This is a genomic window from Streptomyces corchorusii, assembly GCF_001514055.1.
In the GTDB taxonomy this organism is placed as follows: Bacteria; Actinomycetota; Actinomycetes; order Streptomycetales; family Streptomycetaceae; genus Streptomyces; species Streptomyces olivaceoviridis.
Genome location: NZ_KQ948351.1, coordinates 122,427 through 148,486 on the forward strand (window position 1 = coordinate 122,427; position 26,060 = coordinate 148,486).

Here is a 26,060-nt window from a genome sequence, read left to right on the forward strand (position 1 = left end):
GGCCTTTGTCATGCCGTGGCGGCCGGACTCACGCCTTGGCGAGGTCCTCGACCTCGTCCTCGGGTTCGCGGCCCGGGGTCTTGAGGTCGAACTTGAGGATGGCGAACCGGAAGGTCACGTAGTAGATCGCGCCGAAGACGAGGCCGACCGGGATGATCAGCCATGGCTTGGTCGCCAGGTGCCAGTTGAGGGCGTAGTCGATCAGGCCGGCGGAGAAGTTGAAGCCGGCGTGCGCGCCCAGGCCCCACGTGACGGCCATCGACACGGCGGTGAGCACGGCGTGCAGGACGTACAGCAGCGGCGCGACGAACATGAAGGAGAACTCGATCGGCTCGGTGACGCCGGTGACGAACGAGGTCAGCGCGAGCGAGACCATCATGCCGAGCACGGCCTTGCGGCGCTCGGGACGGGCGCAGTGGGCGATGGCGAGCGCGGCGGCCGGCAGACCGAACATCATGATCGGGAAGAAACCGGTCTGGAAGAGACCGGCGGACGGGTCACCGGCGAGGAACCGGGTGATGTCGCCGTGCACGATCTCGCCCGAGGCGTTCTTGAAGTCGCCGAGCTGGAACCACGCCACGGTGTTGACGAACTGGTGCATGCCGACCGGGATGAGTGCGCGGTTCACGGCGCCGAACAGGGCCGCGCCGCCCGCTCCGAGACCGGTCATCCACTCGCCGAAGTGCGCTATGCCGTTGCCGATCGGCTCCCAGACCAGTCCGAAGAAGACGCCCAGCACGATGCCGACGAAGGCCGTGATGATCGGCACGAGCCGGCGGCCGTTGAAGAAGCCGAGCCAGTCGACGAGCTTGGTGCGGTGGAACCGCTGCCACAGCACGGCCGCGAGCAGACCCATGATGATGCCGCCGAGGACGCCGGGGTCGTTGTACGTCGCCTCGACGATCTTGCCCTTTTCGATGTGCTGTTCGGTCAGCGGGAAGGCCTGGAGGACCTTGCTGTAGACGAGGAAGCCGACCACCGCGGCGAGGGCCGTCGAACCGTCGGACTTCTTGGCGAAGCCGATGGCCACACCGATGCAGAACAGCAGCGGAAGGGAGCCGGTGAGCGCGCCGCCCGCGTTGTTGAACACGGCGGCGACCTTGTCCCAGCCCAGGCCGTCCTTGCCGAAGATGTCATCCTGGCCGAGGCGGACCATGATGCCTGCCGCGGGCAGGACAGCGATCGGGAGCTGTAGGCTGCGGCCGACCTTCTGCAAGCCCTGGAACAGGCCTGCTCCCCGCTTCTTCCCCGGCTTGGCCGCCGGGGCCGCCGTCTCGGTGGCGGTGCTCATACTTCCTCCATCGGGCAAGGCGCCGCCCGGGAACCATGGAAGGGGACGGCAGCGTCTCTGGTCTACACCACCTGTGGTGTAGACCTGTTGTAGCACGATGAAGGCGGCGTAAGGAACCCGCGAATCCGCTATCGCCGGACTACGCGCGGTGTGTCCTCACACCTTGGTGACGTCCTCCACCTCGTCCGCCGGTTCCCGCCCCGGCGTCCTCAGGTCGAAGCGCGTGATCGCGACGCGGAACACCAGGTAGTACAGGGCCGCGAAGCACAGGCCGATCGGGATGATCGCCCACGGTTTCGTCGCCAGGTTCCAGTTGATCACGTAGTCGATCAGGCCCGCCGAGAAGCTGAAGCCGTCGTGCACGCCCAGCGCCCAGGTCACCGCCATCGACGCGCCGGTCAGCAGCGCGTGGACGGCGTACAGGCCGGGCGCGATGAAGAGGAACGAGTACTCCAGCGGCTCGGTGATGCCGGTCACGAACGAGGTCAGCGCGACCGACAGCATCAGGCCGCCGACCTCCTTGCGGCGCTCCGGCCGCGCGCAGTGCGTGATGGCCAGCGCGGCGGCCGGCAGCGCGAACATCATGATCGGGAAGAAGCCCGAGGTGAACTGTCCGGCGGCGGGGTCGCCCTGGAGGAACATGTTGATGTCGCCGTGCACCACGGTGCCGTCGGGCTTGGTGTAGCTGCCGAACTGGAACCAGACGGGCACGTTCAGGAACTGGTGCAGGCCCACCACCAGCAGCGCCCGGTTCGCGACCCCGAAGACGCCCGCGCCCCAGGAGCCGGCGTCCCGCAGCCACGCGCCGAAGCTCTCCAGGGCGCCGCCGACCGGCGGCCAGACGAACAGGCACACCACGGCGAACAGGATCGCGACGAAGGCCATGATGATCGGCACCAGCCGGCGCCCGTTGAAGAAGCCCAGCCAGTCGACCAGCCTCGTGCGGTGGTAGCGGGCCCAGAAGAAGGCGGCCAGCAGGCCCATGACGATGCCGCCGAAGACACCCGGGTTCTGGTAGGTGTACGCGGACACCGTGCCGTTCGCCGCTTGGCAGCCCGTGGCGACCACCTTCGCGCCCGCCGGGCAGGTCTGCGGGAACTGCCGCAGGACGCCGTAGTAGACGAGGAAACCCGCCACCGCGGCGAGCGCCGTCGAACCGTCGGCCTTCTTCGCCATGCCGATCGCGACACCCACGCAGAACAGCAGCGGCAGCCCCAGCTGACCGTCCAGCAGCGCGCCGCCCGCCCCGCTCATCACCCTGGACACGTCGGTCCAGCCCAGACCGTCCTCGCCGAACACGTCCGGCTGCCCCAGCCGGTTCAGGATGCCCGCCGCCGGTAGCACGGCGATGGGCAGCTGGAGGCTGCGGCCCATCTTCTGCATGCCCTGGAACAGACGGTTCCAGCGGGCCCCTGCGGGACTCGCCGTACTCTCTGCACTCATGGGTTTGGCGACCTTCCCCACGGTGGTGTAGACCAGTCGACGGACGGTTCCGCTGTCGTGATCGCCATCATCCGGCACGGACGGCAAGACCGCTCGCGAAGATGGGCCAACTGTGGGTTACTGCGACAAAGCGGTTCGGAGCAGGGAGAAGGAACATGGCCAGCAAGGCTGAGAAGATCGTCGCCGGGCTCGGAGGCATCGACAACATCGAGGAGATCGAGGGCTGCATCACCCGGCTGCGCACCGAGGTGTCCGACCCCGCTCTGGTCGACGAGGCCGCCCTGAAGGCCGCCGGCGCCCACGGCGTCGTCAAGATGGGCACGGCCATCCAGGTCGTCATCGGCACCGACGCCGACCCGATCGCCGCGGAGATCGAAGACATGATGTGAGCCGCACCGGTTCACCCCGAAGGGGCTCTTCCCGACACCGGAGGAGCCCCTTCCCCGTGTGCGGCTAGGCTCGTCGCCATGTCTCGCATCGACGGCCGTACCCCCGAACAGCTCCGCCCCGTCACCATCGAACGCGGATGGAGCAAGCACGCCGAGGGCTCCGTCCTCGTCTCCTTCGGCGACACCAAGGTCTTCTGCACCGCCTCCGTCACCGAGGGCGTCCCGCGCTGGCGCAAGGGCAGCGGCGAGGGCTGGGTCACCGCGGAGTACGCCATGCTGCCCCGCGCCACCAACACCCGCGGCGACCGCGAGTCCGTCAAGGGCAAGATCGGCGGCCGCACCCACGAGATCTCCCGGCTCATCGGCCGCTCCCTGCGCGCCGTCATCGACTACAAGGCGCTCGGCGAGAACACCATCGTCCTCGACTGCGACGTCCTCCAGGCCGACGGCGGCACGCGTACGGCGGCCATCACCGGCGCGTACGTCGCACTCGCCGACGCCGTCGCCTGGGCCCAGGGCAAGAAGCTGATCAAGGCCGGCCGGCAGCCGCTCACCGGCACCGTGAGCGCCGTCTCCGTGGGCATCGTCGGCGGGGTCCCGCTGCTCGACCTCTGCTACGAGGAGGACGTGCGCGCCGACACCGACATGAACGTCGTCTGCACCGGCGACGGCCGCTTCGTCGAGGTCCAGGGCACCGCCGAGGCCGCGCCGTTCGCCCGCGAGGAACTCGACGCCCTGCTCGACCTCGCCGTCACCGGCTGCCGGGAACTGGCCGTGATCCAGCAGGCGGCACTCGCGGCCACGCGCGCGTAAAGAAGTCCCCAAGGCCGCGGGGCAACCCGGCGGACCCGGGCGGCGTCCCAGTGGGTACGGGCGCACGGCTCACCAGCGTGCGCCCGGCCAGCCGTACCAGGGGAGGGACACCACCATGGCCGCCAGCCGACGCCGACTCACCGTTGTCGCCGCCGTAGCGACCGCCGCGCTCGCCGCCGGCCTCACCACCGGCTGCGACGCCGTGGACAAGGCGCTGGACTGCGTGCAGACCGCCGACGCCATCGCCGACAACGTCACCGACCTCCAGCAGGCCGTGGAGAACGCGGCGAACGACCCCTCCCAGGCCGACGAGTCCCTCGACTCCATCGAGAAGAGTCTGCGGAAGATCGGCGACAAGACGGACAACACCGATGTGAACAAGGCCGTCGACGACCTGGAGAAGGCGGTCGGCAACGTCCGCACGGCCATCAGGAACGGGGACGAGACGCCGGACGTCAGCCCGGTCACGGACGCGGCGGGGGAGCTGACCAAGGTCTGCACGTCGTAGGGCGTGCCGGCAGGGGCGCGCTCAGCGCTGCTTCCCCAGGCGCTTCCGTTCCCCGCGCGGCAGTTTGCGCGCCACGCCCACGCCGCCCCAGAACGCGAGACCACCGATGATCACGCGCGGGGCGCCCGGCTCCGGCGGGCCGTCGTCCTGCGGGTGTTCGAAGGCGCCCATCACGCCGATGCCGCGTACGACGACCTCGACGCCGGGCGGCACGATCACCTGGACCCCGCCCATGATCACCACGCACTGGATCTCGACCTCGCCGGCGGCGAAGTCCGCCTCGCGCAGGTCGAGTTCACCGCCGCCCATGAAGGTGAAGCAGGAGAACCGCCTCGGCACCGTCCAGCGGCCCTTGCGCCCGAACCCCGAGAGGATCGCCACCGCGCCCGTCGAGGAGCCCTCGGTGCCGGTGATCCGGCCCGCCCAACCACGTTCAACCACCGGGGACTTGACGAAGGAGACGGCGAGGGCCGGCGCGACGGCGCCGGGCACCGGCAGGTCGCGGATCAGCGGCGCCAGCTCGCCGTACGTCCGCGCCTTGTAGGCCGCCTCCAGCCGCTCGTCGAACTCCCCCATGTCGAGGCGGCCCTCGGCCAGGGCGTCCCGCAGGATCCCGGCGACCCGGTCACGGTCGGCGTCGGACGCGCGGAGGTCCGGGACTGCGTCGTCGCTCATGCCGGCAGCCTACGAGACCGCCTTCTCGGCGTACATCCTGGCGATGACGGCCTCGATGTCCGGCTCCCGCACCGACAGGTCCACCAGCGGGTACCGGGCGGCCAGATACGCCACGACCGGCGCCGCCGACTGCCCCGCCGGGAACGCCAGCCACTGCCGGGGGCCCTCCACCCGCACCACCCGGGCCGACGGCACCTGAACCGGCGGCAGCTCCCGCTCCAGGTCCACCACCAGCGTCCGCTCGCTCTCACCGGCCTCGTGTAGCCCCGCGAGCGGACCGTCGTACACCAGCCGCCCGTGGTCGATCACCATCACCCGGGAGCACAACTGCTCGATGTCCTGGAGGTCGTGCGTGGTGAGCAGCACCGTCGTGCCGCGCTCGGCGTTCACCTCCCGCAGGAACTCCCGCACCTTGGCCTTCGACACGACGTCCAGGCCGATCGTCGGCTCGTCCAGGTACAGCACGTCCGGGTCGTGCAGCAGCGCCGCCGCGATGTCGCCGCGCATCCGCTGGCCCAGGGAGAGCTGCCGCACCGGCACGTCCAACAGGGCCCCCAGATCCAGCAGTTCCACCAGCCGGTCCAGGTTCTCGCGGTAACGGGCGTCCGGGATGCGGTACATGCGGTGCGCCAGCCGGTAGGAGTCGATCAGCGGCAGGTCCCACCAGAGCGTGGTCCGCTGACCGAACACCACCCCGATCCGGTGCGCGAGCCGCGACCGCTCCCGCGCCGGATCGATGCCCGCCACCCGCAGCCGCCCGGCACTCGGCGTCAGGATCCCGGTCAGCATCTTGATCGTCGTCGACTTCCCGGCGCCGTTCGGTCCGATGTACCCGACCATCTCGCCGCGCCCCACGGTGAACGACAGCGAGTCCACCGCCCGCACCTCGCGCCGCTCCCGCCGCAGGAACCCGGTCTTCCGGCGCACCTCGAAGACCTTCTCGACGCCCTCCAGCGCGATGAAGCCGTCCCCCGCGACGAAGTCGCTCCCCACGGTGCCGTCGTCCCCTGTCATCACGTCACTCACGCTAGCTCCCGGTGCTGCGGTACGAACGAAGTCCCGCCCGCCAGGCCAGCCCCGCGAGCGCGCCACAGGCCACTGCCACCAGCGGAGGCGTGAACGCGGTCCACTCCGGCAGGCCCAGCGGATACGGCCGCCCCAGCACATGGGTCGCGGGCAGCCAGTTGACGAAGGCCAGCGGCAGCACGAAGGTCACCCCGCGCACCAGCTCCTTCGCGAACACGGTCGGCGGGTACTGGAGCAGCGTCGTACCGCCGTAGGTGAAGGCGTTCTGCACCTCCGAGGCGTCCTGCGCCACGAACTGGAACGCCGCGCCCGCCACGAACACCGCGCAGAAGATGCCGCAGCCGCTCACCACCATCACCGGCATCAGCAGCAGCCTGTCCGCCGTCCAGTCGATGTCCACCCGGGTCAGCGACCAGCCCAGCACCAGCGCCCCCTGCGTCACCCGACCCAGCCGCCGGAGCGCGAACCGGTCGGCCGCCACCTGCGCGAGCACCGGCGCCGGCCGCACCAGCAGGGTGTCCAGCGTGCCGTCCCGGACCCGCCGGCCCAGCCGGTCCATCGACCCGATCACCAGGTCCGCCAGCCCGAAGGAGGTCGCGGACAGGCCGTACAGGAACGCCACTTCGGGCAGCGGGTAGCCGCCCAGGGCGTCCACCCGGGAGAACATCAGCATGATCGCGACGAAATCCAGGAAGGTCGCCGCGAAGTTCCCGAACGTCGTCATGGCGAAGGACGCGCGGTAGGCCATCGTGGAGCGCACCCACATCCCCGCGATCAGCCGGTACGCCCGCACGCCCTCGGCCAGCCGGCGGGCCGGGCCGTGGACCTGGCGGGGGACTTGGCGGGGGGCCTGGCGGGGCGCATGGCTCTCAGCCACCCTGCACCACCACCCGGCGCGTCGCGGCCGACTGCACCAGCCGCCCGGCCCCCAGCAGCGCCACCGCCCACGCGGCCTGGAAGAGATAGGTGGGCAGCGGGTCCGCGTGCCCCAGCAGGATGTCCGCCGGCGCTTGCAGCAGGGACGACCACGGCAGGACCCGTACGACGTCACCGAGCGCGCCCGGGAACACGTTCAGCGGCAGCAGCATGCCCGAGCAGAAGAAGCCCAGCAGCCACGCCATCTGCGTCACACCGGCCCCGTCCAGCAGCCAGAACGCGCTCAGCGCCACCAGGTAGCGGATGCCGAAGCCGACCAGCATGGCGAGGACGACGGCGACGAGGAACGCCACCCAGGTGCCGGCGCCGGACGGCAGGTACACCGGGAAGCACAGCGCGCCGAACACGAACGGGACCAGGCCCCGGCCCAGCAGCTGGAAGAACGCCCGGCCGAGGTCCGCCGCCAGCCACCACAGCTGGAGATCGGCGGGCCGGTACAGGTCGATCGCCACGTCCCCGGTACGGATGCGCTCCATCAACTCGTCCTCGACGCCGCCGCCCCCGATCGCGAGCGTCGACAAGAACGCCTGCCCCAGCCAGACGTACGTCACGGCCTGCGCCTGGTCGTACCCGCCGAGATGCGGCTTCTCGTCCCACAAGGCGCGGTACGTGTAGACGAGGATGAGCCCGAAGACGGTGTTCGTGAACACCCCTGCCGCAGTGGCGGCCCGGTAGGTCGCGTACCGTCTGAATCCCCCTGTCGCCACGGCCGCGTACAACCGTCCCGCGCCCACGTCAGTCGACCTCCTCGGACCGCTCGACACCGAAGCGCAGGAGCCTAGTCCGGAGGCCCGGCGGCCGGCCACGCGTTTTCCGGTCGGAAGCGTGCCGGAATCCGGGAACGGAACGCCAGGTGCGAGAGTCTTCAAACAGGGGGAGCGCAGAAGCGTACGAGGCGTACGGGAACGTACGACGCGAAACAGGAGTCCGTGCACGACATGAGCGACGAGCCGCAGCCGCAGCAGCGGAACGAAGGCGTGGCACCGAAAAAGCCGCTGCCGGCTGAAGGGCCCGGAAACCCGGGACGCCGCGACCCGAGCAGCGCACCACCGGATCCCACGGGGGGCACGAGGAGCGACACCAGCACAGGTTCCGGGGGGCCCGGGGGCCGAGAGGGTGGCGTGGACGCCGGGGGCCGCGACGGTGGTCAGCGTGACGAGGAGGGTGCCCGGAGGGGCGGCGACGGCGTGCCTGCCGAGGGCGCCGGCCGGCCCGGGAGCGCGGGCAAGCCGCAGCGCGGCGAGCGGGGGGCCGACGGCACCCGTGGCGCCGGTGCGGAAGGTCCGGCGGCAGCCGAGCGCGGCGCGGGCCGGGCCGCCGGGACCGGCAACGGCCCGGCGGACTCACCGTCCCGGGCCGGCTCGGGCACGCCGGAACCGGCGTCCCGGAACCGCTCCGGCATGACGGACGGCGCGTCCTCGCAGGAGGGATCCCGCCCCGCGGACGCACCCGAGCAGGACCGGGACCGGACGGCTTCCGTCGCCCGCGCCCGCCAGGCGGCCCGCGCCCGCACGGAACGGACGGCTGCTGCGGGGACCGGCGGAACCGCGGCCTCCGGCGGCGCCCGGGAGCCCGGCCGCGGCCCGGTGTCCGGCGACGGTTCGGTGTCTGGCGACGGTTCGGGGTCCGGTCGCGGGCCGGTGTCCGGAAGTGGCCCGGCCGCTGGTCGTGGTCCGCGGTCCGGGTCCGGCCCGGCGTCCGGTGGGACGGCGTCGGCAGGCGGTGCCGGTGCGGCACCCGGCCGTGGTCCGCAGTCCGGTCGCGGTGCGGAGTCCAGCCGTGGCCCGGTGTCCGGCGGGGCCGCGGCCGGCGGTGCGGGTTCGGCTGCCAGTGGTGCCGGGAGTGCCTCCGCCGCCGCAGGCGGCTCGCGTGCCGGTGCCTCCGGCAGCGGTGAGGGAGCCGGCGGCGGGAAGCCGGGCACCCCGCTCGGTTCCGGGCAGGAGCCGCCGGCCGAGAGCACCCAGGTGCTCCGCCGTGTCACCCCGCCCCGCGGACCGAAGTCCGGTGCCCGGCAGGAGGCCGACGCCGCCCCGGCGCCCGAGACCACGCAGGTGCTCCGGCGGGTCAACGCACCCCGCTCCGGTGAGCCGGACAACACCCCCCGGCCCACCGTCCCCCGCCCCGCCGGGGAGGACCGCGCCGCCCAGACCTCCGGCACCGGCCCGGCCGGTGCTGCCGCTCCCTCCTCCCCGGCCGCCGCGCGGGCCGCCCGCGCCGCCCGCGCGGCCGGCACCGCCGCGGCGGGAGCCGGTGCCGGTGCGGCAGCCGGTGCTCAGGCCGCCAAGGCCGCCACCGGGCCGGCGACCGGTGCGGCAGCCGCCTCGGCAGCCGGCGCCGGCACCACCACTCACAACGCTTCCGAAGCCTCCACCACCGCCCTCCCCGCCACCGACGGTCAGACCGCCGGAGGCAAGGGCAAGGGCAAGAAGAACAAGCGGCCCAAGCGGACCGGCTGGCGGCGGATCATCCCGACCTGGCGGATGGTGCTCGGCACCTTCTTCGTCGGCGTGCTGCTGCTCGTCGGTCTGTTCTTCGTCGGCTACTCCCTGGTGAAGATCCCCCCGGCCAACGCGTTCGCGACCAAGCAGAGCAACGTCTACCTGTACGCCGACGGCTCACAGCTCGCCCGCGACGGCGAGGTCAACCGCGAGAACGTCACCCTCGCCCAGGTCTCCAAGGACGCCCAGCACGCCGTACTGGCCGCCGAGGACCGGGACTTCTACACCGAGTCCGCCGTCGACCCCAAGGCGATGCTCCGCGCCGGCTGGAACACCGCCACCGGCAAGGGCAAGCAGTCCGGCTCGACGATCACTCAGCAGTACGTGAAGAACTACTACCTGGCCCAGGAACAGACGGTCACCCGCAAGGCCAAGGAGTTCTTCATCGCCATCAAGCTCGACCAGAACAAGTCCAAGGACGAGATCCTGGAGGGCTACCTCAACACCAGCTACTTCGGCCGCAACGCCTACGGCATCCAGGCCGCCTCCCAGGCCTACTACGGCCGCGACGCCTCCGACCTCGACCCGGCCCGCGCCGCCTACCTCGCCGCGCTCGTCAACGCGCCCAGCGAGTACGACGTCGTCGCCCACCCGGAGAACCGCAAGGCGGCCGTCGCCCGCTGGAACTACGTCCTGGACGGCATGGTCACCAAGGGCTGGCTCAGCGAGTCCAAGCGCGCCGGCATGAAGTTCCCGATGCCGAAGGAACAGACGATCTCCACCGGCATGTCCGGCCAGCGCGGCTACCTCGTGGAGGCGGTCAAGCAGTACCTCACCTCGAACAACATCATCGACTCCGACCACCTCACGGCCGGCGGCTACCGCATCACCACCACCATCCAGAAGGACCGGCAGGACGCCTTCGTCAAGGCGGTCGACGACCAGCTCATGTCCAAGCTGGACAAGAAGAACCGCAAGGCGGACACCTTCGTCCGGGCCGGCGGAGCCTCCGTCGACCCCAAGACCGGCAAGGTCGTCGCGATGTACGGCGGCATCGACTACGTGAAGCAGTACACCAACGGCGCCACCCGCGGTGACTTCCAGGTCGGCTCGACGTTCAAGCCGTTCGTGTTCACCTCGGCCGTGGAGAACGGGTCCACCACCCAGGACGGCCGCGCCATCACCCCCAACACGGTCTACGACGGCACCAACCAGCGCCCGGTCCAGGGCTGGAACGGCGGCGCCTACGCCCCCGAGAACGAGGACCAGAAGTCGTACGGTCCCATCACCGTCCGCAAGGCCACCGACCTGTCCGTGAACTCGGTGTACGCGCAGATGGCCGTCGACGTCGGCCCCGCCAAGGTCAAGCAGACCGCGGTCGACCTGGGCGTCCCCTCCGACACCCCGGACCTCCAGCCGTACCCGTCCATCGCCCTCGGCACCGCCACCGCCAGCGTCCTGGACATGGCGGAGGCCTACGCCACGCTCGCCAACCACGGCAAGCACGGCACGTACACCCTGGTCGAGAAGATCACCAAGGACGGCACCGACGCGGTCAAGCTGCCCGAGCAGCCGGTCAAGCAGGCCGTCAGCCGGGAGGCCGCCGACACCACGACCTCGGTCCTCCAGAGCGTGGTCGAAAGCGGCACCGCCACGGCCGCCCAGGCCGCGGGCCGTCCGGCGGCCGGCAAGACCGGTACCGCCGAGAGCGACACCGCCGCCTGGTTCGCCGGCTACACCCCCGACCTGGCCACGGTGGTCTCCGTCATGGGCCAGGACCCGGTGACCGCCAAGCACCAGCCGCTGTACGGGGCGCTCGGCCAGGCGCGCATGAACGGTGGCGGCCCGCCCACCCAGATCTGGGCGCAGTACACGCGCGACGCGTTGCAGGGCAAGCCGGCGAGCGATTTCGACCTGGAGCTCCAGCAGGGCGCCGACCAGGTCCAGGAGCCGCCCGCCACCAGCACCGCCCAGCCCGGCACCGACGGCGGCCGGAGCGACGGCGGCGCCACCGCCACGCCGACCACCGGCGGCGCGACCACCACCCCCACGGGCGGCGCCACCACGGGCGGCACCCCGACCGACGGCGGCACCGGCACCACCGGCGGCACCCCGACCGACGGCGGCACGGCCACGGACGGGGGCGCCACCACCGGCGGCGACACGACCGGCGGAGGGGCGACCACCGGCGGCGGGACCACGGACGGCGGCGGCACCGCCGACGGGGGCGCCCCCACCGGCGGCGGGACCACCGGCGGCGGCACACCGGGCGGCGGAACCACCGGCACGGACACGGGCGCCGGAGGATTTCCCGGCACCTGACACCACGCCCGACGCCACCGCTGACGGCGCGCCCCCGACGCCTCAGTGACCGCTGGTCGCCTTCAGCCCCACCACGGCGACCAGCAGCAGGCCCACGAAGAAGATCCGGGCGGCGGTGACCGGCTCACCCAGCACCACCATGCCGAGCACCGCCGCACCGGCCGCGCCGATGCCCACCCACACGCCGTAGGCCGTACCGATGGGCAGGGACTTCGCGGCGTACGACAGCAGGACCATGCTCGCGACGATGCCCGCGCCGGTGAACAGACTGGGAAGGGGCCGGGTGAACCCCTCGCTGTACTTCATCCCGATCGACCAGCCCACTTCCAGCAGACCGGCGACGACGAGCAGGACCCAGGCCATGACAGGCACCTCCGAGACACGGTGACTCTTCTTCGGGGTGCGTCGTCTTTGCCTTCACCCGGTACGGCGCGTCTCGTCGGGCTCCTTCCGAACATAGCAAAGACACGGCAAAGAGGGCCGGTGACGATGGTCACCGGCCCTCTCGCTCTTCGTTTTACAGGTACCTACAGGTACCTACAGGTACAGCCCCGTGGAGTCCTCCGACCCCTCGAACCGGTCCGCGGCGACGGCGTGCAGGTCACGCTCACGCATGAGGACGTACGCCACGCCCCGCACCTCGACCTCCGCCCGGTCCTCCGGGTCGAACAGGACCCGGTCGCCGGGCTCTACCGTCCGTACGTTCTGACCGACGGCGACGACCTCGGCCCAGGCCAGCCGCCGACCGACCGCCGCGGTGGCGGGAATCAGAATGCCGCCCCCCGACCGCCGCTCGCCCTCACCGGTCTCCTGCCGCACGAGAACCCGGTCGTGCAGCATCCGGATGGGCAGCTTGTCGTGGTGGGGAGTGCTGTGCTCGTTTCTGTTGGCGCTCACGGCTCGAACCTACCTGTCCCGGTCAGTCCTTGCGCCGCCGGGCCCCGAGGGCGAGCAGCCCCACGACCCCCACGACGACGAGCGCGACGGGCACCACCCGCTCCAGGCGCGGCGCCCCCTGATCGTTCACGAGCTGCGCCCGTACCTCGCTCACAACCCGGTTGACCTGCACGTACGCCCGTCCGACCGTATGGTCGACATGGGCGATGGCCTTGGCCTTCGCATCGCCGACGATGGTCTTCGGATGCACCCGCACCCCGATCTCGTCGAGCGTCTCGGCCAGCACTTCACGGCGGCGCTTGATGTCCGCCTCGATCTGCGCCGGGGTTCTGGTGTCCGACGTGTCCGCCACCGTACGGCCTCCGAAATCTGCTGATGCTGTTCCGAACAGTTTGTCAGCTCCGGGCCGCGCCGCACCGCAAGGCCCCCCGGTTAGGCTGGCCCGATGAGCGAGCGACTCCAGCCGGGGGACGTGGCCCCCGCCTTCACCCTCCCCGACGCCGACGGCACCGAGGTGTCCCTCTCGGACCACAAGGGCCGCAAGGTCATCGTCTACTTCTACCCGGCCGCCCTGACCCCGGGCTGCACCAAGCAGGCCTGCGACTTCACGGACAACCTGGAGCTGCTGGCCGGCGCCGGCTACGACGTCATCGGCATCTCCCCCGACAGCCCGGAGAAGCTGGCGAAGTTCCGCGACAAGGAGTCCCTGAGGATCACCCTCCTCGCCGACCCGGACAAGAAGGTCACCGAGGCCTACGGCGCCTACGGCGAGAAGAAGAACTACGGCAAGACGTACCTGGGCGTCATCCGCTCCACGATCGTCGTGGACGAGGACGGCAAGGTCGAACGGGCCCTGTACAACGTCCGCGCCACCGGCCACGTGGCAAAGATCATCAAGGACCTGGGCATCTGACCCGCCCACCGCACGAACGGCCCGCCCCGGAAGCCTCCGGTGCGGGCCGTTTTCCGTACCCCCCGGACGTGACTGTCCGACAACCGGTTCGTTACTCCGTACGGGCACCGAACGGACGCCCGGGACGGAGGGGGATCGATGGGGGCCGGCACCTACACGAAGGAACGCCTGGAGACGGCGGCTCGCGGGGCGAGGACGTTGTCGGAGGCGCTGGAGAGGCTGGGGGTGGATCCGCGGAGTGCGAGCCGGCGGTATCTGCTCGGGCGGATGAAGAAGCTCGGAGTGGACGTCTCGCACTTCGAGCGGGAGGGGGTGAAGTGGACGAGGGAAGTGCTTGAGGGGGCCGTGGCCGCCTCCACGAACATGTGCGAGGTGCTGCGCCACCTCGGCCTGGAAGTCGTCGGCGGCCATCACACGCACATCAGCCGCAGGATCAAGGCGTACGGGATCGACACCTCGCACTTCCAGCTGCCGACGCAGCGCGGGAGACCCTGGCGCGCCAGGACGCCGGAGGCCCTGCTCGTCCGGCAACCGGCCGGCCAGGCTCGGCGCATCCCCAGCGACCGGCTCAGGTGGGCGATGACCGCCTTGGGCCTGCCGGAGCGCTGCGCTCGCTGCGGTACCGGGCCTCAGTGGCGGGGCCGTCCGCTCCGGCTGGAGGTCGATCACATCGACGGCGACTGGCGGAACAACCGGATCGGGAACCTGCGCTTCCTCTGCCCCAACTGTCACTCGGTCACGGACAATTACCGAGGACGCGGCAAGGGCCGTCCCCGGGGCGGCGCCGTATGAGCAGCGGGGTGCGGTACACGCGTGAGCGGTTGGCGGAGGCCGCCGAGCGGTGTGCGAGCCTCGACGAGGTCATCGCCTTCTTCGGCACTCGTCCCTACGGCAAACTGCGCCGGTACCTCGCGCGGCGGTTTGCGTGCTTCGGCATCGACATCTCCCACTTCTCCGACTCCGGCGGACTGGGCGGCTCCGCTACCGGTGAACTGCGTACGGCCGTGGCCGAGTCGATCTCCATCGCGGAGACGCTACGCCGTCTCGGGCGGCCGGACACCGGCACGCAGCGCGCGCTGCTGCGTCAGCGGGTCGCCGAAGAGGGCATCTCGACCGCGCACTTCCTGGGGCAGGCGCACCAACGTGGCAAGACTCGCGCGGACCGCGTCAGGCGTCCCGAGGACATCCTGGTCAGGCACGACGGTCGACGCCGGACGAGAACCCAGCTGCTGCGCCGTGCGCTCCGCGAGGTGGGCGTACCGGAGGAGTGCGCCGGGTGCGGCGTCGGACCGGAGTGGGGCGGGCAGCCGATGACGCTGGAGGTCGACCACATCAACGGTGACTGGAGCGACGACCGGCGTGAGAATCTCCGGCTGCTCTGTCCCAACTGCCACGCGACGACGAGCACCTGGTGCCGAGGGGGCGCACGACGCAAGGCGCGGGCCCGTACACTGAGCGAGGCAAAACGGCCTGCAAGCAAATAGTCCGTTTTGGGGCGGCCGTGGCGAAATAGGCGATACGCGCGGGTTTTAGGTGCCCGTGGGAGAAATCCCGTGTGGGTTCGAGTCCCACCGGCCGCACATGTGAGGGGCCGCCCACCTGGGCGGCCCCCGGCCTCTCTCAGCCCAACAGCTCCCGCACCACCGGCACCAGCGCCCGGAACGCCTTGCCGCGGTGGCTGATCGCGTTCTTCTCCTCGGGGGTCAGCTCGGCGCACGTCCGTGTGTCGCCGTCCGGCTGGAGGATCGGGTCGTAGCCGAAGCCGTTCGTGCCGGCGGGGGCGTGCCGCAGGGTGCCGCGCAGCTGTCCCTCCACCACCCGCTCGGTGCCGTCCGGCAGCGCGAGCGCCGCCGCGCAGGCGAAGTGGGCGCCGCGGTGCTCGTCGGCGATGTCCGAGAGCTGGGCCAGCAGCAGGTCCAGGTTGGCCTTGTCGTCGCCGTGGCGGCCGGCCCAGCGGGCGGAGAAGATGCCGGGAGCGCCGTTCAGGACGTCGACGCACAGGCCGGAGTCGTCGGCGACGGCGGGCAGGCCGGTGGCCTGGGCGAGGGCGTGTGCCTTGAGCAGGGCGTTCTCGGCGAAGGTGACGCCGGTCTCCTTGACGTCGGGGATGTCCGGGAAGGCGTCGGCGCCGATGAGCTCGTGGGGGAGTCCGGCTTCGGCGAGGATCGCCCTCAGCTCGGTGATCTTTCCGGCGTTGCGGGTGGCGAGGATCAAGCGGGTCATGTCCGCCAGTATTCCTCGCCGCCCGGTCACAGCTCCGCCTGGCCCGCGCCCTTCAGGGTGCGCAGGTCGAAGACCTCGGCCATGGTGCGGTAGCCCAGGTCGCTGGGGTGCAGGTGGTCGCCGGAGTCGTACTCGGGGCGCAGCCGGCGCGGGTCGTAGGGGTCGCGGAGGGCCTTGTCGAAGTCGACGACGGCGTCGTAGACGGAGCCGGCCCGGATTTGTGCGTTGACCTGCTGTCGTACGGCTTCCCGGGCGGGGGTGTATCCGCGGTGGCCCTGGAAGGGCATCAGGGTGGCGCCGACGGCCTCCAGGCCGCGGGCGTGGGCCTGGCGGACGAGGGTGCGCAGGCCGGTGACGATGCGGTCGGGGTCGGCGAGCCGGGGGTTGCGCAGGATGTCGTTGATGCCGAGGTCGATGACGACGACCTTGGCGCCCGGGCGGTCGAGCGCGTCGCGGCCGAAGCGGCCGAGGCCGCTCTGGTTCTCGGCGGGCCGGCCGAGGCCGTCGGCGAGGACCTGGTTGCCGCTGATGCCTTCGTTGACGACGCTGTAGCGGGGCAGTTGCCGTCCGCTTTGCAGGGCGCTGCGGAGCCGGCCGGAGAGGATGTCGGGCCAGCGGTGGTTGGCGCCGGTGGTGGAGGTGACGCCGTCGGTGAGGGAGTCGCCGAAGGCGACGACGGTGCCGGTGGCCTCGTTGCTGAGCAGGTCGAGGGCGGTCACGTGGCGCCAGTAGGGGGTCTGTCCGGTGTAGGGGGTGCCGGTGGTGTCCTCGGTGCGGTCGCCGGTGGCGAGGTACGAGATCTGCCGGGCGCGCGGGTGGTAGGTGACCGGTCCGGAGGGGGTGGGGGAGTAGGTGGTGATCAGGACGTCGGCGCCGTGCGGGACGGTGAGGTGTACGGCGTCGCTGACGGTCTGGCCGCCGGCGGGGATGACGACGCCGGGGGCGCCGTCGAAGGTGAGGCGCCGCATCGTTTCCGCGTCGGCGGCGGCGCTGCCGTCGCCCAGGGCGAGGGCGAGGGAGGCGTGGCTGATGGTGAGGGCGGACTGGCCGTAGAGGTTGGACAGCGTGACGCGGGCACTCGTACCGCTGACGCTGGTGTGGACGACGTTGCGGACGGAGCGGCCCGCGAGGCCGGCCGTCTCGGTGCCGGGTTCGCCGCCGACGGGGGCGGTGGCCCAGGCGCCGACCCAGGTGCCGGTGGAGGCGGGGGCGGCGTGGGAGCCGTGGCGCGGGCGGTTGTCGCCGAGGGCGCCGCGCGGGGTGCCGTCGTCGGCGTCGACGGTGACGTATATGGCGGCGGACAGGGCCACGACCAGCGCGACGAGCGCGCTCAGGACGGCATAACCATGACGCTTGGTCACGCTTGTGTTGTTCTCCTCGACAGATGGGAGCGCGAGGCTCCGATCTTGCTCGCCCATGATGGGTCATGGGCCGGGGAGATGTGACAGGACCCTGCCAGCACTCCCCTTCAGACAGACGCCGGGAACTCCTGTTTCGTTCCGGGAGTCGGTCAGGAAGGGACAATTGTGTGCGGGATCACCGAACGGGTGGAGCTGATGGAACCTACCGAGACGGGAACACCGGGGCGGGCCGTGTCGTACAAGACGATGACGGCGTTCACTCCGGCCGATGAGGAGCGCCGGCGCGGGGTGCGTCGGATGAAGGCCACGGCGACGGGCATGCTGCTGTTCGTCGCGGTGGTCTACGTGCTGGCGAAGACGGCCGGTAACGCGGGTGCCGGGGCGTGGACGGACTATGTGGCGGCGGCGGCCGAGGCGGGCATGGTCGGCGCGCTCGCCGACTGGTTCGCGGTCACGGCCCTCTTCCGGCATCCGCTGGGGCTGCCCATCCCGCACACCGCGATCATCCCCACGAAGAAGGATCAGCTGGGGGTCTCGCTGGGTGAGTTCGTCGGTGAGAACTTCCTCTCCGAGGACGTCGTACGGCAGCGGCTGCACGCGGTCGGCATCGGCAGCCGGCTCGGGGCCTGGCTGGCCGAGCCGGAGCACGCGGACCGGGTGACGGCGGAGCTGGCGACGGCGCTGCGGGGTGCGCTGACGGTGTTGCGGGACTCCGATGTGCAGGCGGTCGTCGGCGAGGCGATCACGCGGCGGGCCAACGCGCAGGAGATCGCGCCGGGTATCGGCAAGACGCTGGAGCGGATCGTCGCCGACGGCGGGCACCGCCGGGTGGTGGACCTGGTGGTGGCCCGGGCGCATGACTGGCTGGTGCTGCACCGGGACGACGTGATGGTGGCCGTGGAGGGCGGTGCGCCCGGCTGGACCCCGCGGTTCGTGGACCGGAAGGTGGGTGAGCGGGTCTACAAGGAGCTGCTGCGGTTCGTCACGGAGATGCGGGACATGCCCTCGCATCCGGCGCGTGGCGCGCTGGACCGTTTCCTCACCGACTTCGCCTCCGACCTCCAGTCCGACACGGACACCCGGGCGCGGGTGGAGCGGCTCAAGGGGGAGGTGCTGGGCCGGGGCGAGGTGCAGGATCTGATCGCGTCCGTGTGGACGGCCGTACGGTCGATGATCGTGGCGGCGGCGGAGGACGAGCGCAGTGAGCTGCGGACGCGGGTGCGGGCCGCGCTGCTGTCGCTGGGGGCGCGGATGGCGACCGAGCCGAAGGTGCAGGACAAGGTCGACCGCTGGGTGGAGGGCGCGGCGGTGCATGTCGTGACGACGTACCGCGCGGAGATCACCTCGTTGATCACGGACACGGTGGCGGGCTGGGACCCCGAGCACACCACCCGCAAGATCGAGGCGCACATCGGCCGGGACCTCCAGTTCATCCGCATCAACGGCACGGTGGTGGGCTCCCTGGCCGGGTTGCTGATCTACACCCTCTCGCGCTGGCTGGGGGCCTGACCGGACTGTTCCGCGCAGGCCAGGGCACCCGTTATCCCGTCCTTCGACGTGGAGGGAGCGCCCATGAGCACAGCCGAGGCCGGCACCGGCCGGACCCTCACCACCGACATCCCCGCCCGGCTCGACCGCTTGCCCTGGTCCCGCTGGCACTGGACGATCGTCATCGGTCTGGGGACCGTGTGGATCCTGGACGGCCTGGAGGTCACGGTCGTCGGCAACATCGCCAGTCGGCTGTCGGAGCCCGGCAGCGGTCTGGACATCAGTTCCGGGCAGGTCACCGGTGTCGCCGCCGCGCTGTACGTGGCGGGCGCCTGCCTGGGCGCCCTGTTCTGGGGCCGGCTGACCGACCGGTTCGGCCGCAAGAACCTCTTCATGATCACCTTGGCGGTGTACCTCGCGGCGACGGCGCTCACCGCCGTCTCCTGGGAGGCCTGGTGGTTCTTCCTGTTCCGCTTCCTGACCGGCTTCGGCATCGGCGGTGAGTACGCGGCGATCAACTCCGCGATCGACGAGCTGATCCCGGCGGACTACCGCGGCCGGGTCGACCTGATCATCAACGGCAGCTTCTGGCTGGGTGCGGTCGGCGGCTCCCTGCTGTCGATCGTCGCGCTGGACACCGGGCTGCTGGCGAAGGACGTCGGCTGGCGTCTGACCTTCGCGCTCGGCACCGTCCTCGCCCTGGTCATCCTGCTGGTACGACGGCACGTCCCGGAGAGCCCGCGGTGGCTGCTGATCCACGGCAGGGACCGGGAGGCGGAGGAGATCGTCTCCGGTATCGAACGGCGGGTGGAGGAGGAGCGGGGCGAGCCGCTCCCCGCGCCCGAGGGCGAGCTGGAGATCCACCAGCGCAAGAGCGTGACCTTCCTGGAGATCGCCCGCACGGTCTTCGGCCGCTACCGCAGGCGGGCGGTGCTCGGCTTCTCCCTCTTCATCGGCCAGGCGTTCCTGTACAACGCGATCACCTTCGGCTTCGGCGCGATCCTGACCACGTTCTTCGACGTGCCCTCCGGCCACACCGGCTACTACTTCGCGGTGATCGCGGTCGGCAACTTCTGCGGCCCGCTGCTGCTGGGCAAGCTCTTCGACACGGTCGGCCGGCGCGTGATGATCTCCTCGACGTACCTGCTGTCGGGCCTGCTGCTCTTCGGTACGGCCTGGCTGTTCGACCGGGGCTCGCTGAGCGCGGGCACGCTGACCGCCTGCTGGTGCGCGGTGCTGTTCTTCGCCTCGGCGGGCGCCTCCAGCGCCTACCTCACGGTGTCGGAGATCTTCCCGATGGAGACGCGGGCGATGTCCATCGCGTTCTTCTACGCCCTCGGCACCGCGGCCGGCGGTATCAGCGGCCCGCTGCTGTTCGCCGACCTGACGGGCACGGGCCGGGTCGGTGACACGGTCCTCGCGTTCTGCATCGGCGCGGCGCTGATGTGCGCGGCCGGGCTGGTCGCCGCGTTCCTGGCGGTACGGGCCGAACGCCGCTCCCTGGAGGACATCGCCCGCCCGCTGACGGCGGTGGCCGGCCGGGCCAAGGCCGCGGCCCAGGGCACCCGGCCGTCCCGGGGCACGCCGGGTTCCCCGGGCAGCGGTCCCACGGCGCCGCCGGCGGCGAGCAGGCCGTGACCGTCAGGCGCCGGTCGTGGAGCCCGGCCGGACGATCATCAGGACGGTCACCGCGGCCCACAGCAGGTTGAACAGCCCGGTGACCATGCCGAGCCGCGCGGCCCGCCCAGTCCCCGCGCTCCCGTCGAGGAGCGCGGACTGGGCGGGCAGCACGAGCGCCGCGAGGACGAGGGCGGCGAGGGCGGTGAGCAGGATCGACACGATCAGCCAGGCGCTGCCGAGCACTCCCATCTGGCTCGCGGTGGCGAACCCGAAGACGGGGACGACGACGCCGACGACGGCGTAGACGCGGCAGATGCGGTGCAGCAGGCGCAGGGTGCCGGTGGGGTCCGGGTCGTGGCCGCCGTGGACTTCGTGGCCGCTGTCGTCGTCGGGCCCGGTGGCCAGGGCGCGGCGGGCGGCGGGCGGGAACATGCTGGCGGCGACGGCGACGGGTCCGATGGCGAGGATCGCGGCGATGACGTGGACGGAGAGCAGGAACTTGGTCACGGGGGGACGGTAGAGGGCGCCGGGATACCGCAGAAGTGGCGGGATTGCCAGTGATCGACGGGTTCCGGCCAGGGGGTGGTTCTGCCCTTCTCTCTGCTACTCATCCCCGATGGAGCCGATAGATCCGATGGAGCCGGTCAGTCCGGTGGATGGGGAACCCGCGGTTGGGCCGGTTGGCGGGAACCCGTCGTACGGCTACCTTCTTGCCATGCATACGGTGGCCGTACTGGCGCTGGACGGCGTCATCCCGTTCGATCTCTCCGCCCCCATCGACACCTTCGGCTGGGCGCGGCTGCCCGACGGCCGGGAGCCGTACCGGGTGCGGGTCTGCTCGGTGGGGGAGGAGGTGAGTGCGGGCGCCTTCACGGTCCGGGCGCCGTACGGCCTGGAGGCGCTGGCGGAGGCCGACACGATCATCCTGCCCGGGGTGGCGCGGCCCCCGCGGACGCTGCCGCCCGGGGTCGCCGAGGCCCTGCGCGCCGCGGCGGCGAACGGCACCCGGATCGCGTCGATCTGCGTGGGCGCGTTCCTCTTGGCGGCGACGGGCCTGCTGGAAGGTCTGCGCGCGACGACGCACTGGGTCGCGGCCCCGGACCTGGCCCGGCGCCACCCGGAGGTGACGGTCGACCCGAACGTCCTGTACGTCGACAACGGCCAGTTCCTGACGTCCGCGGGCGCCGCGGCGGCCCTGGACATGTGCCTGCACATGATCCGCAGGGACTTCGGCTCGGCGGTCGCCGCGCACGCGGCCCGGATGTCCGTGATGCCGCTGGAACGGGAGGGCGGGCAGGCCCAGTTCATCGTCCACGACCTGCCTCCGGCCCCGGCCGGCACCACCCTGGAGCCCCTGCTGGCCTGGCTGGAGGACCACTGCGACCGGGATCTGACGCTGGCCGGGATCGCGGCGGAGGCCGGCATGAGCGCCCGCACCCTCAACCGCCGGTTCCGGGAGCAGACCGGTACGACACCCCTCCAGTGGCTGCACCGGGCGCGGGTGCGCAGGGCCCAGTACCTGCTGGAGACCACTGCGTACCCGGTGGAACGCATCGCCGTCCAGACGGGCTTCGGCTCACCGACGGCGTTCCGGGAACGCTTCCGGAGGGTGGTGGGGACGAGCCCGCAGGCGTACCGGAGGGCGTTCCGGGCGGGGGAGGGGGTGTCGTAGCGCAGCCGCCGCCGCTGCCGTTGTGCTGCTACTTGCTGCTGCTGGAGTCAGGCCTTGCGGTCGGCGACGGCCCAGGAGGCGAGGGCGACGGCACCGGCGACACCGAGGACGGACGGCCAGGCGCCGACCTTCTTGGCCAGGGGGTGCGAGCCGGCGAACGCGGCGAGGTAGGCGGCGCTCAGTGCGCCCGCGGCCTTCCCGCCGGCCCGGGCGCGCCACTGCTGGGCCGCCGCGGCGCCGGCGACGGCCAGGACGGCCCCGCCGAGCTCTCGCCTCTTGGTCCAGCGGGCGACGCCGTAACCGCCGACGAGCCCGGTCGCGGCGACGACCGCGCTGGGAACTCGGGCCATGGTGGCCTCCTCGTGTCCGTTTGACTGCCGTTGGGTCTGGCCCGAGGCTAACGCCGTCCCGAGGCCGACGCGCAGGTGGGTGGGCGTATGGAGCCCGGGCCGAACCTGGAACCCGAGGCGGACCCGAGCCGGACCTGAGTCGAGGCTTGTCAAGTTTTCGGCGGAGAGTTATATAAGAAGCCATAGGGCATCGCATCCCAGTCCCTGAGGGAAGGAGTGACCCGTGATGCTCATGCGTACTGACCCGTTCCGGGATTTCGACCGGCTCACGCAGCAGCTCTTCGGCACGAACCCCCGTCCGTCCGCGATGCCGATGGACGCCTACCGTTCCGGGGAAGAGTTCCTGGTCCACTTCGACCTCCCCGGCATCGACCCGGAGACGATCGAACTCGACGTCGAGCGCAACGTCCTCAACGTCCGCGCGGAGCGCCGCAGCCCCGCTCCCGAGGACGCGGACATGCTGGTCGCCGAACGGCCCACGGGTACTTTCACCCGCCAGCTGTTCCTGGGCGAGACGCTCGACACGGACCGCATCGACGCCTCGTACGAGGCCGGCGTCCTGACCCTGCGCATCCCGGTGGCCGAACAGGCCAAGCCGCGCCGCATCCAGATCACCGGCGGGGGCGGCGACCGCAAGCAGATCAGCGGCTGAGCCCGCGCCGCACCGGCCGTGTGACGCGCATGGCACGGACGCAGCCCGTGACACCCGACCACGTGCCCCGCGTGCCACTCGCGGCATGACCCGGGTGACCGGCATGCCGCGCAGAGCAGGCGGGGCACGCACACGCACGCCACGCGCAGGCGGCCCCTGCCCATGAGGCCCATGCGTCGATGGGCCGATGCTTCGATGGGGCCGATGCGTCGATGAGGCCCAGGCGTCCTATGCATCCCACGCCGCCCATGCGTCCCATGCACCCCATGCACCCCATGCCGCACATTGGCCGAACTCCCGCCCATGTCCGCTGCATTACGGGGTACCGGGCATCCGGTGCCCCGAAGCGTCCCGGAGGAGGAGCCAGCACGATGACCGTGACGACCCCGCAGCCCAGAACCACCATCCCCACCCCGTCCCTGCGCCCGCGCGCCAAGGAGGAGGCGGAGAACGCCGACTGGCTTGAGCTGACCGAGGCGGTGCGTGACGCGGGTCAGTACCCGACGAGGGTGGAGGCGGAACGCGTCACCCGCATCGTCCTGTCGGCCCTCGGCGGCCACGTCACCGGTGACGAGCGCGTGGCCCTGGCCCAGGCACTCCCCCGGGAGGCGGGCCGAGTCATCGCCTCCCAGATCCCGGCGACCCACCCGCTGACGGCCCGCGAGTTCGTGGAGTCGGTGGCCACCCGCATAGAGGGCTCGACCCCCGCGACGGCCCGCTGGGACGTCAGCTCGGTCCTGAGCGTCCTGTCCGACCACATCGGCGAACCCCTGACCACCCGAGTCCTCGCCCAACTTCCCCCGGGGTACGCGTTGCTGTTCGGGCGGGCGGATCTGGCACCGACGGCATAGCGCGCGAGGGCGCCGCACACCCGGGGCGGCGCCCGGCCCCCGCCCCGGGACCACCGAGCCGCCGAACCGGCCCGGCGTCCATGCGAGACGCGACCGCGGCCCACGCCAACGATGCGAGCGCGGGCAACCCCAGGGCCCGACGGGCCCGAGCTGGCCCCTTGCTCCGGGCTGCCCCACTGCGCCTGCGTGGCCTACGGTATGCCAAGCGGCGCATGTGGGGAATCCGGACTGTCGCTGTCAGTCCGACTGAAGGTCTGCGACGGTCTTCTCCGCCATCCGGCGTGCGGGACCGAGCCGGGGATCCTCCGGATGCGAGTCCGGCCCGAGGATCTTGGAGCACACGAACAGGATCATCAGCTTGCCGTCCCGGCTTTCGAAGTCGGAGCGACGCTCACGCTGGACGCGATCGGCCAGCGCCGGAACGGCGAGTGAACTGGCCCAGAGAGAGGCGGAGTCCAGGCCTCGTGGCGCGTTCCCCCAGTCCTCCCAGTCGAAGAGACTGAAGGCTGGTGCGGTCACGTTCGCCCAGTTGAGATCGGCGTGAGCAGGCGCCCACTGCTCGACGGTCGTATCGAATGCGTCACCGAAGACGCCACGGACGGACCTGGTGATGACGTCCTGGGTGATGGTGACAGTGTCAGGCGTGGCCACGCGCCGTGTCTCCTGGACGGCGAGGGCGTCCAACGAGGCGTTGAGCGCCCGCCACCACCCGTCCGGCAAACCTGGGTCATCGGCCAGAACGGCGGTCCCGACGGGCTCACCCGGCAGGAGTTCCGTCTCGTCGGCCCGCCACATCACGGGCTCGTTCGCGTCCCGCCACACCAGAGAACCGAGCCACGCGGGCTGTGCGACGCCTTCTAGAAGAGTGGCGCACTCGGTGCCGTTCCAGCCCTGAGCGCCGATCCTGTCCAGGGCCCTCCGCTCGATACGCACCCAGGTGCCACGGTCGGTCCGGGTGCCGACCGTTCGACGCTTGCGCACCACCGTGTTCCGGTTCAGACGGACACGAAGAGACCGCTCGACATGGCCGAGGACTTGATCACTCGCCTGGATCCGCAGATCGACGGAGTGGGCACCGTGTCCCACGCTGGCTGCGTTCAGCGGTCCAGCGGCTGAGGCTGAGCCAATGACTCCAGGAAGAAGAGCCAAGCGCTGGTGCGAACGGAGATGACTGGTCCGTCGGCGCGCTTCGAGTCCCGGATGCTGATGCCGATGCTGACGTACGCACACTCAACGCACTCGGTTGCGTTGCCACCGCTGTACGACGACTTGAACCACCTGGGCTCGGTGGTGGGCTGAGTGCCGGCGGACATTCACAGCTCCTTGAGGGCGCGATGGATCATGGCGGATGAGGACTCCATGTCCAACGCTTGTGCCTGAAGGTACTCGAACGCAAGTCGGTAACGGTCCAGTTCCTCGTCCTTCTCCAGGAAGAGTGAGCCGGCGTGGAAGTCGACGTACACCACATCAAGGGCCGGCTCGGGCCCACCGATGATGACGAAACTTCCCAGTGCCGCGGCGTGCGCTCCCTTGGAGAAGGGCAGTATCTGGAGCGTGATGTGAGGCGACTCGTTCGCTTCGAGCAGTCGGCCGAGCTGCTCTTTCATGAGCTGAGGTGATCCCACGACGCGGCGGATGACCGACTCATCGAGGATCGCCCACAGCCGCGGCGGCTTCGGACGCATGAGGATCTCCTGCCGCTTCATGCGGATGTCCACCAGACGTTCGATCTCCTCACGGGCGAGGGGCACTTCGTTGGCCTTCTGAAGCGCGGTGCTGTAGGCCCGCGTCTGGAGGAGGCCGGGCACATAGACACACGAGAAGTGGCTCTCACGGACTGCATCGTGCTCAAGGGTGAGCAGCAGGTTCATGCTCTCAGGGATGGAGTCCGCGAAGGAGTTCCACCAGCCCTGCTGCTTGGCGTCCTTCGCCAGACCAATGACGGCCCTTGTCTCGGCCTCAGTCGCTCCGTATTCGCGGCACAGAGCTTCAACGACGATCCACCTGACTGGCCCGGCCTGAGTTTCGTACCGGCTGACCGTCGCCTTCGAGACACCGATGAGCCGCCCAGCCTCCTCAAGCGTCAGTCCTTTGCGGGCACGCAACTTACGCAAGGTCGCGCCGAGCTGGCGTCGGCGAGTGGTGGTTCGCTCAGACATTCGGCTCCTTCGCCGTGTACCGGGATGGTGACC

General features: G+C 71.1%; 27 protein-coding genes, 1 tRNA gene, 1 pseudogene and 1 riboswitch. Of the genes and pseudogenes, 13 read left to right on the top strand and 16 right to left on the bottom strand.

Annotation, left to right across the window (positions count from 1 at the left end; translation table 11 throughout):
• Nucleotides 1-28: 28 nt before the first annotated feature.
• Together AQJ11_RS00495 and AQJ11_RS00500 are read right to left on the bottom strand one after the other, a co-directional pair.
• Nucleotides 29-1,291, bottom strand: a complete 1,263-nt coding sequence (locus AQJ11_RS00495; protein ID WP_059261448.1) for a PTS transporter subunit EIIC — start codon at nt 1,289-1,291, stop codon at nt 29-31.
• A gap of 156 nt (nt 1,292-1,447) precedes the next feature.
• Nucleotides 1,448-2,734 carry a PTS transporter subunit EIIC gene (locus tag AQJ11_RS00500; protein WP_079082182.1) on the bottom strand — a complete coding sequence of 429 codons (1,287 nt, stop codon included), beginning with the start codon at nt 2,732-2,734 and terminating at the stop codon, nt 1,448-1,450.
• 155 nt (nt 2,735-2,889) lie between these two features.
• Between AQJ11_RS00500 and AQJ11_RS00505 the strand changes: the two genes are divergently transcribed.
• The 3 genes from AQJ11_RS00505 to AQJ11_RS00515 all read left to right on the top strand — a co-directional run bounded on the left by AQJ11_RS00505 (nt 2,890) and on the right by AQJ11_RS00515 (nt 4,444).
• Nucleotides 2,890-3,123 carry a PTS sugar transporter subunit IIB gene (locus AQJ11_RS00505; RefSeq protein WP_014672981.1) on the top strand — a complete coding sequence of 78 codons (234 nt, stop codon included), beginning with the start codon at nt 2,890-2,892 and terminating at the stop codon, nt 3,121-3,123.
• Nucleotides 3,124-3,201: 78 nt separating this feature from the next.
• Nucleotides 3,202-3,936, top strand: coding sequence for a ribonuclease PH (gene rph / locus AQJ11_RS00510; RefSeq protein WP_014672980.1), 735 nt, complete (start codon nt 3,202-3,204; stop codon nt 3,934-3,936).
• 115 nt (nt 3,937-4,051) lie between these two features.
• Nucleotides 4,052-4,444 carry a hypothetical protein gene (locus AQJ11_RS00515; RefSeq protein ID WP_014672979.1) on the top strand — a complete coding sequence of 131 codons (393 nt, stop codon included), beginning with the start codon at nt 4,052-4,054 and terminating at the stop codon, nt 4,442-4,444.
• A gap of 24 nt (nt 4,445-4,468) precedes the next feature.
• Here AQJ11_RS00515 and AQJ11_RS00520 read toward each other — a convergent pair.
• The 4 genes and pseudogenes from AQJ11_RS00520 to AQJ11_RS00535 form a co-directional block, all read right to left on the bottom strand.
• Nucleotides 4,469-5,119, bottom strand: a pseudogene (locus AQJ11_RS00520) (DUF1707 SHOCT-like domain-containing protein); the annotation flags it as partial.
• Nucleotides 5,120-5,128: 9 nt separating this feature from the next.
• Nucleotides 5,129-6,133 (bottom strand): ABC transporter ATP-binding protein, encoded by a 1,005-nt coding sequence (locus AQJ11_RS00525; protein WP_208616431.1) that lies wholly within the window; start codon nt 6,131-6,133, stop codon nt 5,129-5,131.
• A gap of 13 nt (nt 6,134-6,146) precedes the next feature.
• The gene (locus AQJ11_RS00530) at nt 6,147-6,950 is read right to left on the bottom strand and encodes an ABC transporter permease (RefSeq protein ID WP_244218091.1); all 804 of its coding nucleotides are present in this window, start codon (nt 6,948-6,950) and stop codon (nt 6,147-6,149) included.
• Between the two features lie 64 nt (nt 6,951-7,014).
• Complete coding sequence (locus AQJ11_RS00535) at nt 7,015-7,815, bottom strand: ABC transporter permease (RefSeq protein ID WP_058080706.1); 801 nt, start codon at nt 7,813-7,815, stop codon at nt 7,015-7,017.
• A gap of 1,230 nt (nt 7,816-9,045) precedes the next feature.
• Between AQJ11_RS00535 and AQJ11_RS00540 the strand changes: the two genes are divergently transcribed.
• The gene (locus AQJ11_RS00540) at nt 9,046-11,841 is read left to right on the top strand and encodes a transglycosylase domain-containing protein (protein ID WP_059261877.1); all 2,796 of its coding nucleotides are present in this window, start codon (nt 9,046-9,048) and stop codon (nt 11,839-11,841) included.
• Between the two features lie 42 nt (nt 11,842-11,883).
• Here AQJ11_RS00540 and AQJ11_RS00545 read toward each other — a convergent pair whose 3' ends face one another.
• The 3 genes from AQJ11_RS00545 to AQJ11_RS00555 form a co-directional block, all read right to left on the bottom strand.
• Nucleotides 11,884-12,204, bottom strand: a complete 321-nt coding sequence (locus AQJ11_RS00545; RefSeq protein ID WP_059261452.1) for a DMT family transporter — start codon at nt 12,202-12,204, stop codon at nt 11,884-11,886.
• A gap of 36 nt (nt 12,205-12,240) precedes the next feature.
• Nucleotides 12,241-12,311: riboswitch (guanidine-III (ykkC-III) riboswitch) on the bottom strand.
• 67 nt (nt 12,312-12,378) lie between these two features.
• On the bottom strand, nt 12,379-12,738 hold the full coding sequence (locus AQJ11_RS00550; protein WP_014672972.1) for a GroES family chaperonin: 360 nt from the start codon (nt 12,736-12,738) through the stop codon (nt 12,379-12,381).
• A gap of 22 nt (nt 12,739-12,760) precedes the next feature.
• Entirely contained in the window at nt 12,761-13,090 is a 330-nt protein-coding gene (locus tag AQJ11_RS00555; protein WP_014672971.1) for a DUF3618 domain-containing protein, read from the bottom strand.
• Between the two features lie 93 nt (nt 13,091-13,183).
• Here AQJ11_RS00555 and bcp point away from each other — a divergent pair, with 93 nt between their 5' ends.
• The 4 genes from bcp to AQJ11_RS00575 all read left to right on the top strand — a co-directional run bounded on the left by bcp (nt 13,184) and on the right by AQJ11_RS00575 (nt 15,231).
• A complete protein-coding gene (gene bcp / locus AQJ11_RS00560; protein ID WP_058080704.1) occupies nt 13,184-13,651 on the top strand; it encodes a thioredoxin-dependent thiol peroxidase in 468 nt (155 codons plus the stop codon).
• A 138-nt stretch (nt 13,652-13,789) separates the two neighbouring features.
• Entirely contained in the window at nt 13,790-14,443 is a 654-nt protein-coding gene (locus tag AQJ11_RS00565; RefSeq protein WP_059261453.1) for an HNH endonuclease signature motif containing protein, read from the top strand.
• The gene (locus tag AQJ11_RS00570) at nt 14,440-15,135 is read left to right on the top strand and encodes an HNH endonuclease signature motif containing protein (RefSeq protein WP_059261454.1); all 696 of its coding nucleotides are present in this window, start codon (nt 14,440-14,442) and stop codon (nt 15,133-15,135) included. Before AQJ11_RS00565 ends, AQJ11_RS00570 begins: the two co-directional genes overlap by 4 nt.
• Nucleotides 15,136-15,146: 11 nt before the next feature.
• Nucleotides 15,147-15,231, top strand: a tRNA-Leu gene (locus AQJ11_RS00575).
• Between the two features lie 40 nt (nt 15,232-15,271).
• Here AQJ11_RS00575 and rdgB read toward each other — a convergent pair.
• Both rdgB and AQJ11_RS00585 read right to left on the bottom strand, forming a co-directional pair.
• Nucleotides 15,272-15,874: an RdgB/HAM1 family non-canonical purine NTP pyrophosphatase gene (gene rdgB, locus AQJ11_RS00580; protein ID WP_059261455.1), complete on the bottom strand. Its 603-nt coding sequence runs from the start codon at nt 15,872-15,874 to the stop codon at nt 15,272-15,274.
• Nucleotides 15,875-15,900: 26 nt separating this feature from the next.
• Nucleotides 15,901-17,235, bottom strand: a complete 1,335-nt coding sequence (locus AQJ11_RS00585) for an SGNH/GDSL hydrolase family protein (protein WP_059261456.1) — start codon at nt 17,233-17,235, stop codon at nt 15,901-15,903.
• 195 nt (nt 17,236-17,430) lie between these two features.
• Between AQJ11_RS00585 and AQJ11_RS00590 the strand changes: the two genes are divergently transcribed.
• Nucleotides 17,431-18,744 carry a DUF445 domain-containing protein gene (locus AQJ11_RS00590; RefSeq protein ID WP_203348929.1) on the top strand — a complete coding sequence of 438 codons (1,314 nt, stop codon included), beginning with the start codon at nt 17,431-17,433 and terminating at the stop codon, nt 18,742-18,744.
• A gap of 63 nt (nt 18,745-18,807) precedes the next feature.
• Nucleotides 18,808-20,361 (top strand): MFS transporter, encoded by a 1,554-nt coding sequence (locus AQJ11_RS00595; RefSeq protein ID WP_014672965.1) that lies wholly within the window; start codon nt 18,808-18,810, stop codon nt 20,359-20,361.
• A 3-nt stretch (nt 20,362-20,364) separates the two neighbouring features.
• Here the strand turns inward: AQJ11_RS00595 and AQJ11_RS00600 are convergent, their stop codons facing one another.
• Nucleotides 20,365-20,850 carry a hypothetical protein gene (locus AQJ11_RS00600; protein WP_059261458.1) on the bottom strand — a complete coding sequence of 162 codons (486 nt, stop codon included), beginning with the start codon at nt 20,848-20,850 and terminating at the stop codon, nt 20,365-20,367.
• Nucleotides 20,851-21,058: 208 nt separating this feature from the next.
• On the opposite strand from AQJ11_RS00600, the gene AQJ11_RS00605 reads away from it, so the two are divergent.
• On the top strand, nt 21,059-22,015 hold the full coding sequence (locus AQJ11_RS00605) for a GlxA family transcriptional regulator (RefSeq protein ID WP_079082183.1): 957 nt from the start codon (nt 21,059-21,061) through the stop codon (nt 22,013-22,015).
• Between the two features lie 47 nt (nt 22,016-22,062).
• On the opposite strand, the gene AQJ11_RS00610 is transcribed toward AQJ11_RS00605, so the two are convergent.
• The gene (locus tag AQJ11_RS00610) at nt 22,063-22,365 is read right to left on the bottom strand and encodes a hypothetical protein (RefSeq protein ID WP_014672962.1); all 303 of its coding nucleotides are present in this window, start codon (nt 22,363-22,365) and stop codon (nt 22,063-22,065) included.
• A gap of 226 nt (nt 22,366-22,591) precedes the next feature.
• Between AQJ11_RS00610 and AQJ11_RS00615 the strand changes: the two genes are divergently transcribed.
• Both AQJ11_RS00615 and AQJ11_RS00620 read left to right on the top strand, forming a co-directional pair.
• Nucleotides 22,592-23,017 (top strand): Hsp20/alpha crystallin family protein, encoded by a 426-nt coding sequence (locus AQJ11_RS00615; RefSeq protein WP_208616412.1) that lies wholly within the window; start codon nt 22,592-22,594, stop codon nt 23,015-23,017.
• A gap of 371 nt (nt 23,018-23,388) precedes the next feature.
• A complete protein-coding gene (locus AQJ11_RS00620) occupies nt 23,389-23,868 on the top strand; it encodes a DUF2267 domain-containing protein (RefSeq protein ID WP_014672960.1) in 480 nt (159 codons plus the stop codon).
• 237 nt (nt 23,869-24,105) lie between these two features.
• On the opposite strand, the gene AQJ11_RS00625 is transcribed toward AQJ11_RS00620, so the two are convergent.
• Genes AQJ11_RS00625 through AQJ11_RS00635 form a run of 3 tightly spaced genes read right to left on the bottom strand, consistent with a single transcriptional unit; the run spans nt 24,106 to nt 26,027 of the window.
• A complete protein-coding gene (locus AQJ11_RS00625; RefSeq protein WP_107120759.1) occupies nt 24,106-24,954 on the bottom strand; it encodes a hypothetical protein in 849 nt (282 codons plus the stop codon).
• A gap of 11 nt (nt 24,955-24,965) precedes the next feature.
• Nucleotides 24,966-25,181 carry a DUF397 domain-containing protein gene (locus AQJ11_RS00630; protein WP_059261460.1) on the bottom strand — a complete coding sequence of 72 codons (216 nt, stop codon included), beginning with the start codon at nt 25,179-25,181 and terminating at the stop codon, nt 24,966-24,968.
• Nucleotides 25,182-26,027: a helix-turn-helix domain-containing protein gene (locus AQJ11_RS00635; RefSeq protein WP_058080695.1), complete on the bottom strand. Its 846-nt coding sequence runs from the start codon at nt 26,025-26,027 to the stop codon at nt 25,182-25,184.
• Between the last annotated feature and the right edge of the window lie 33 nt (nt 26,028-26,060).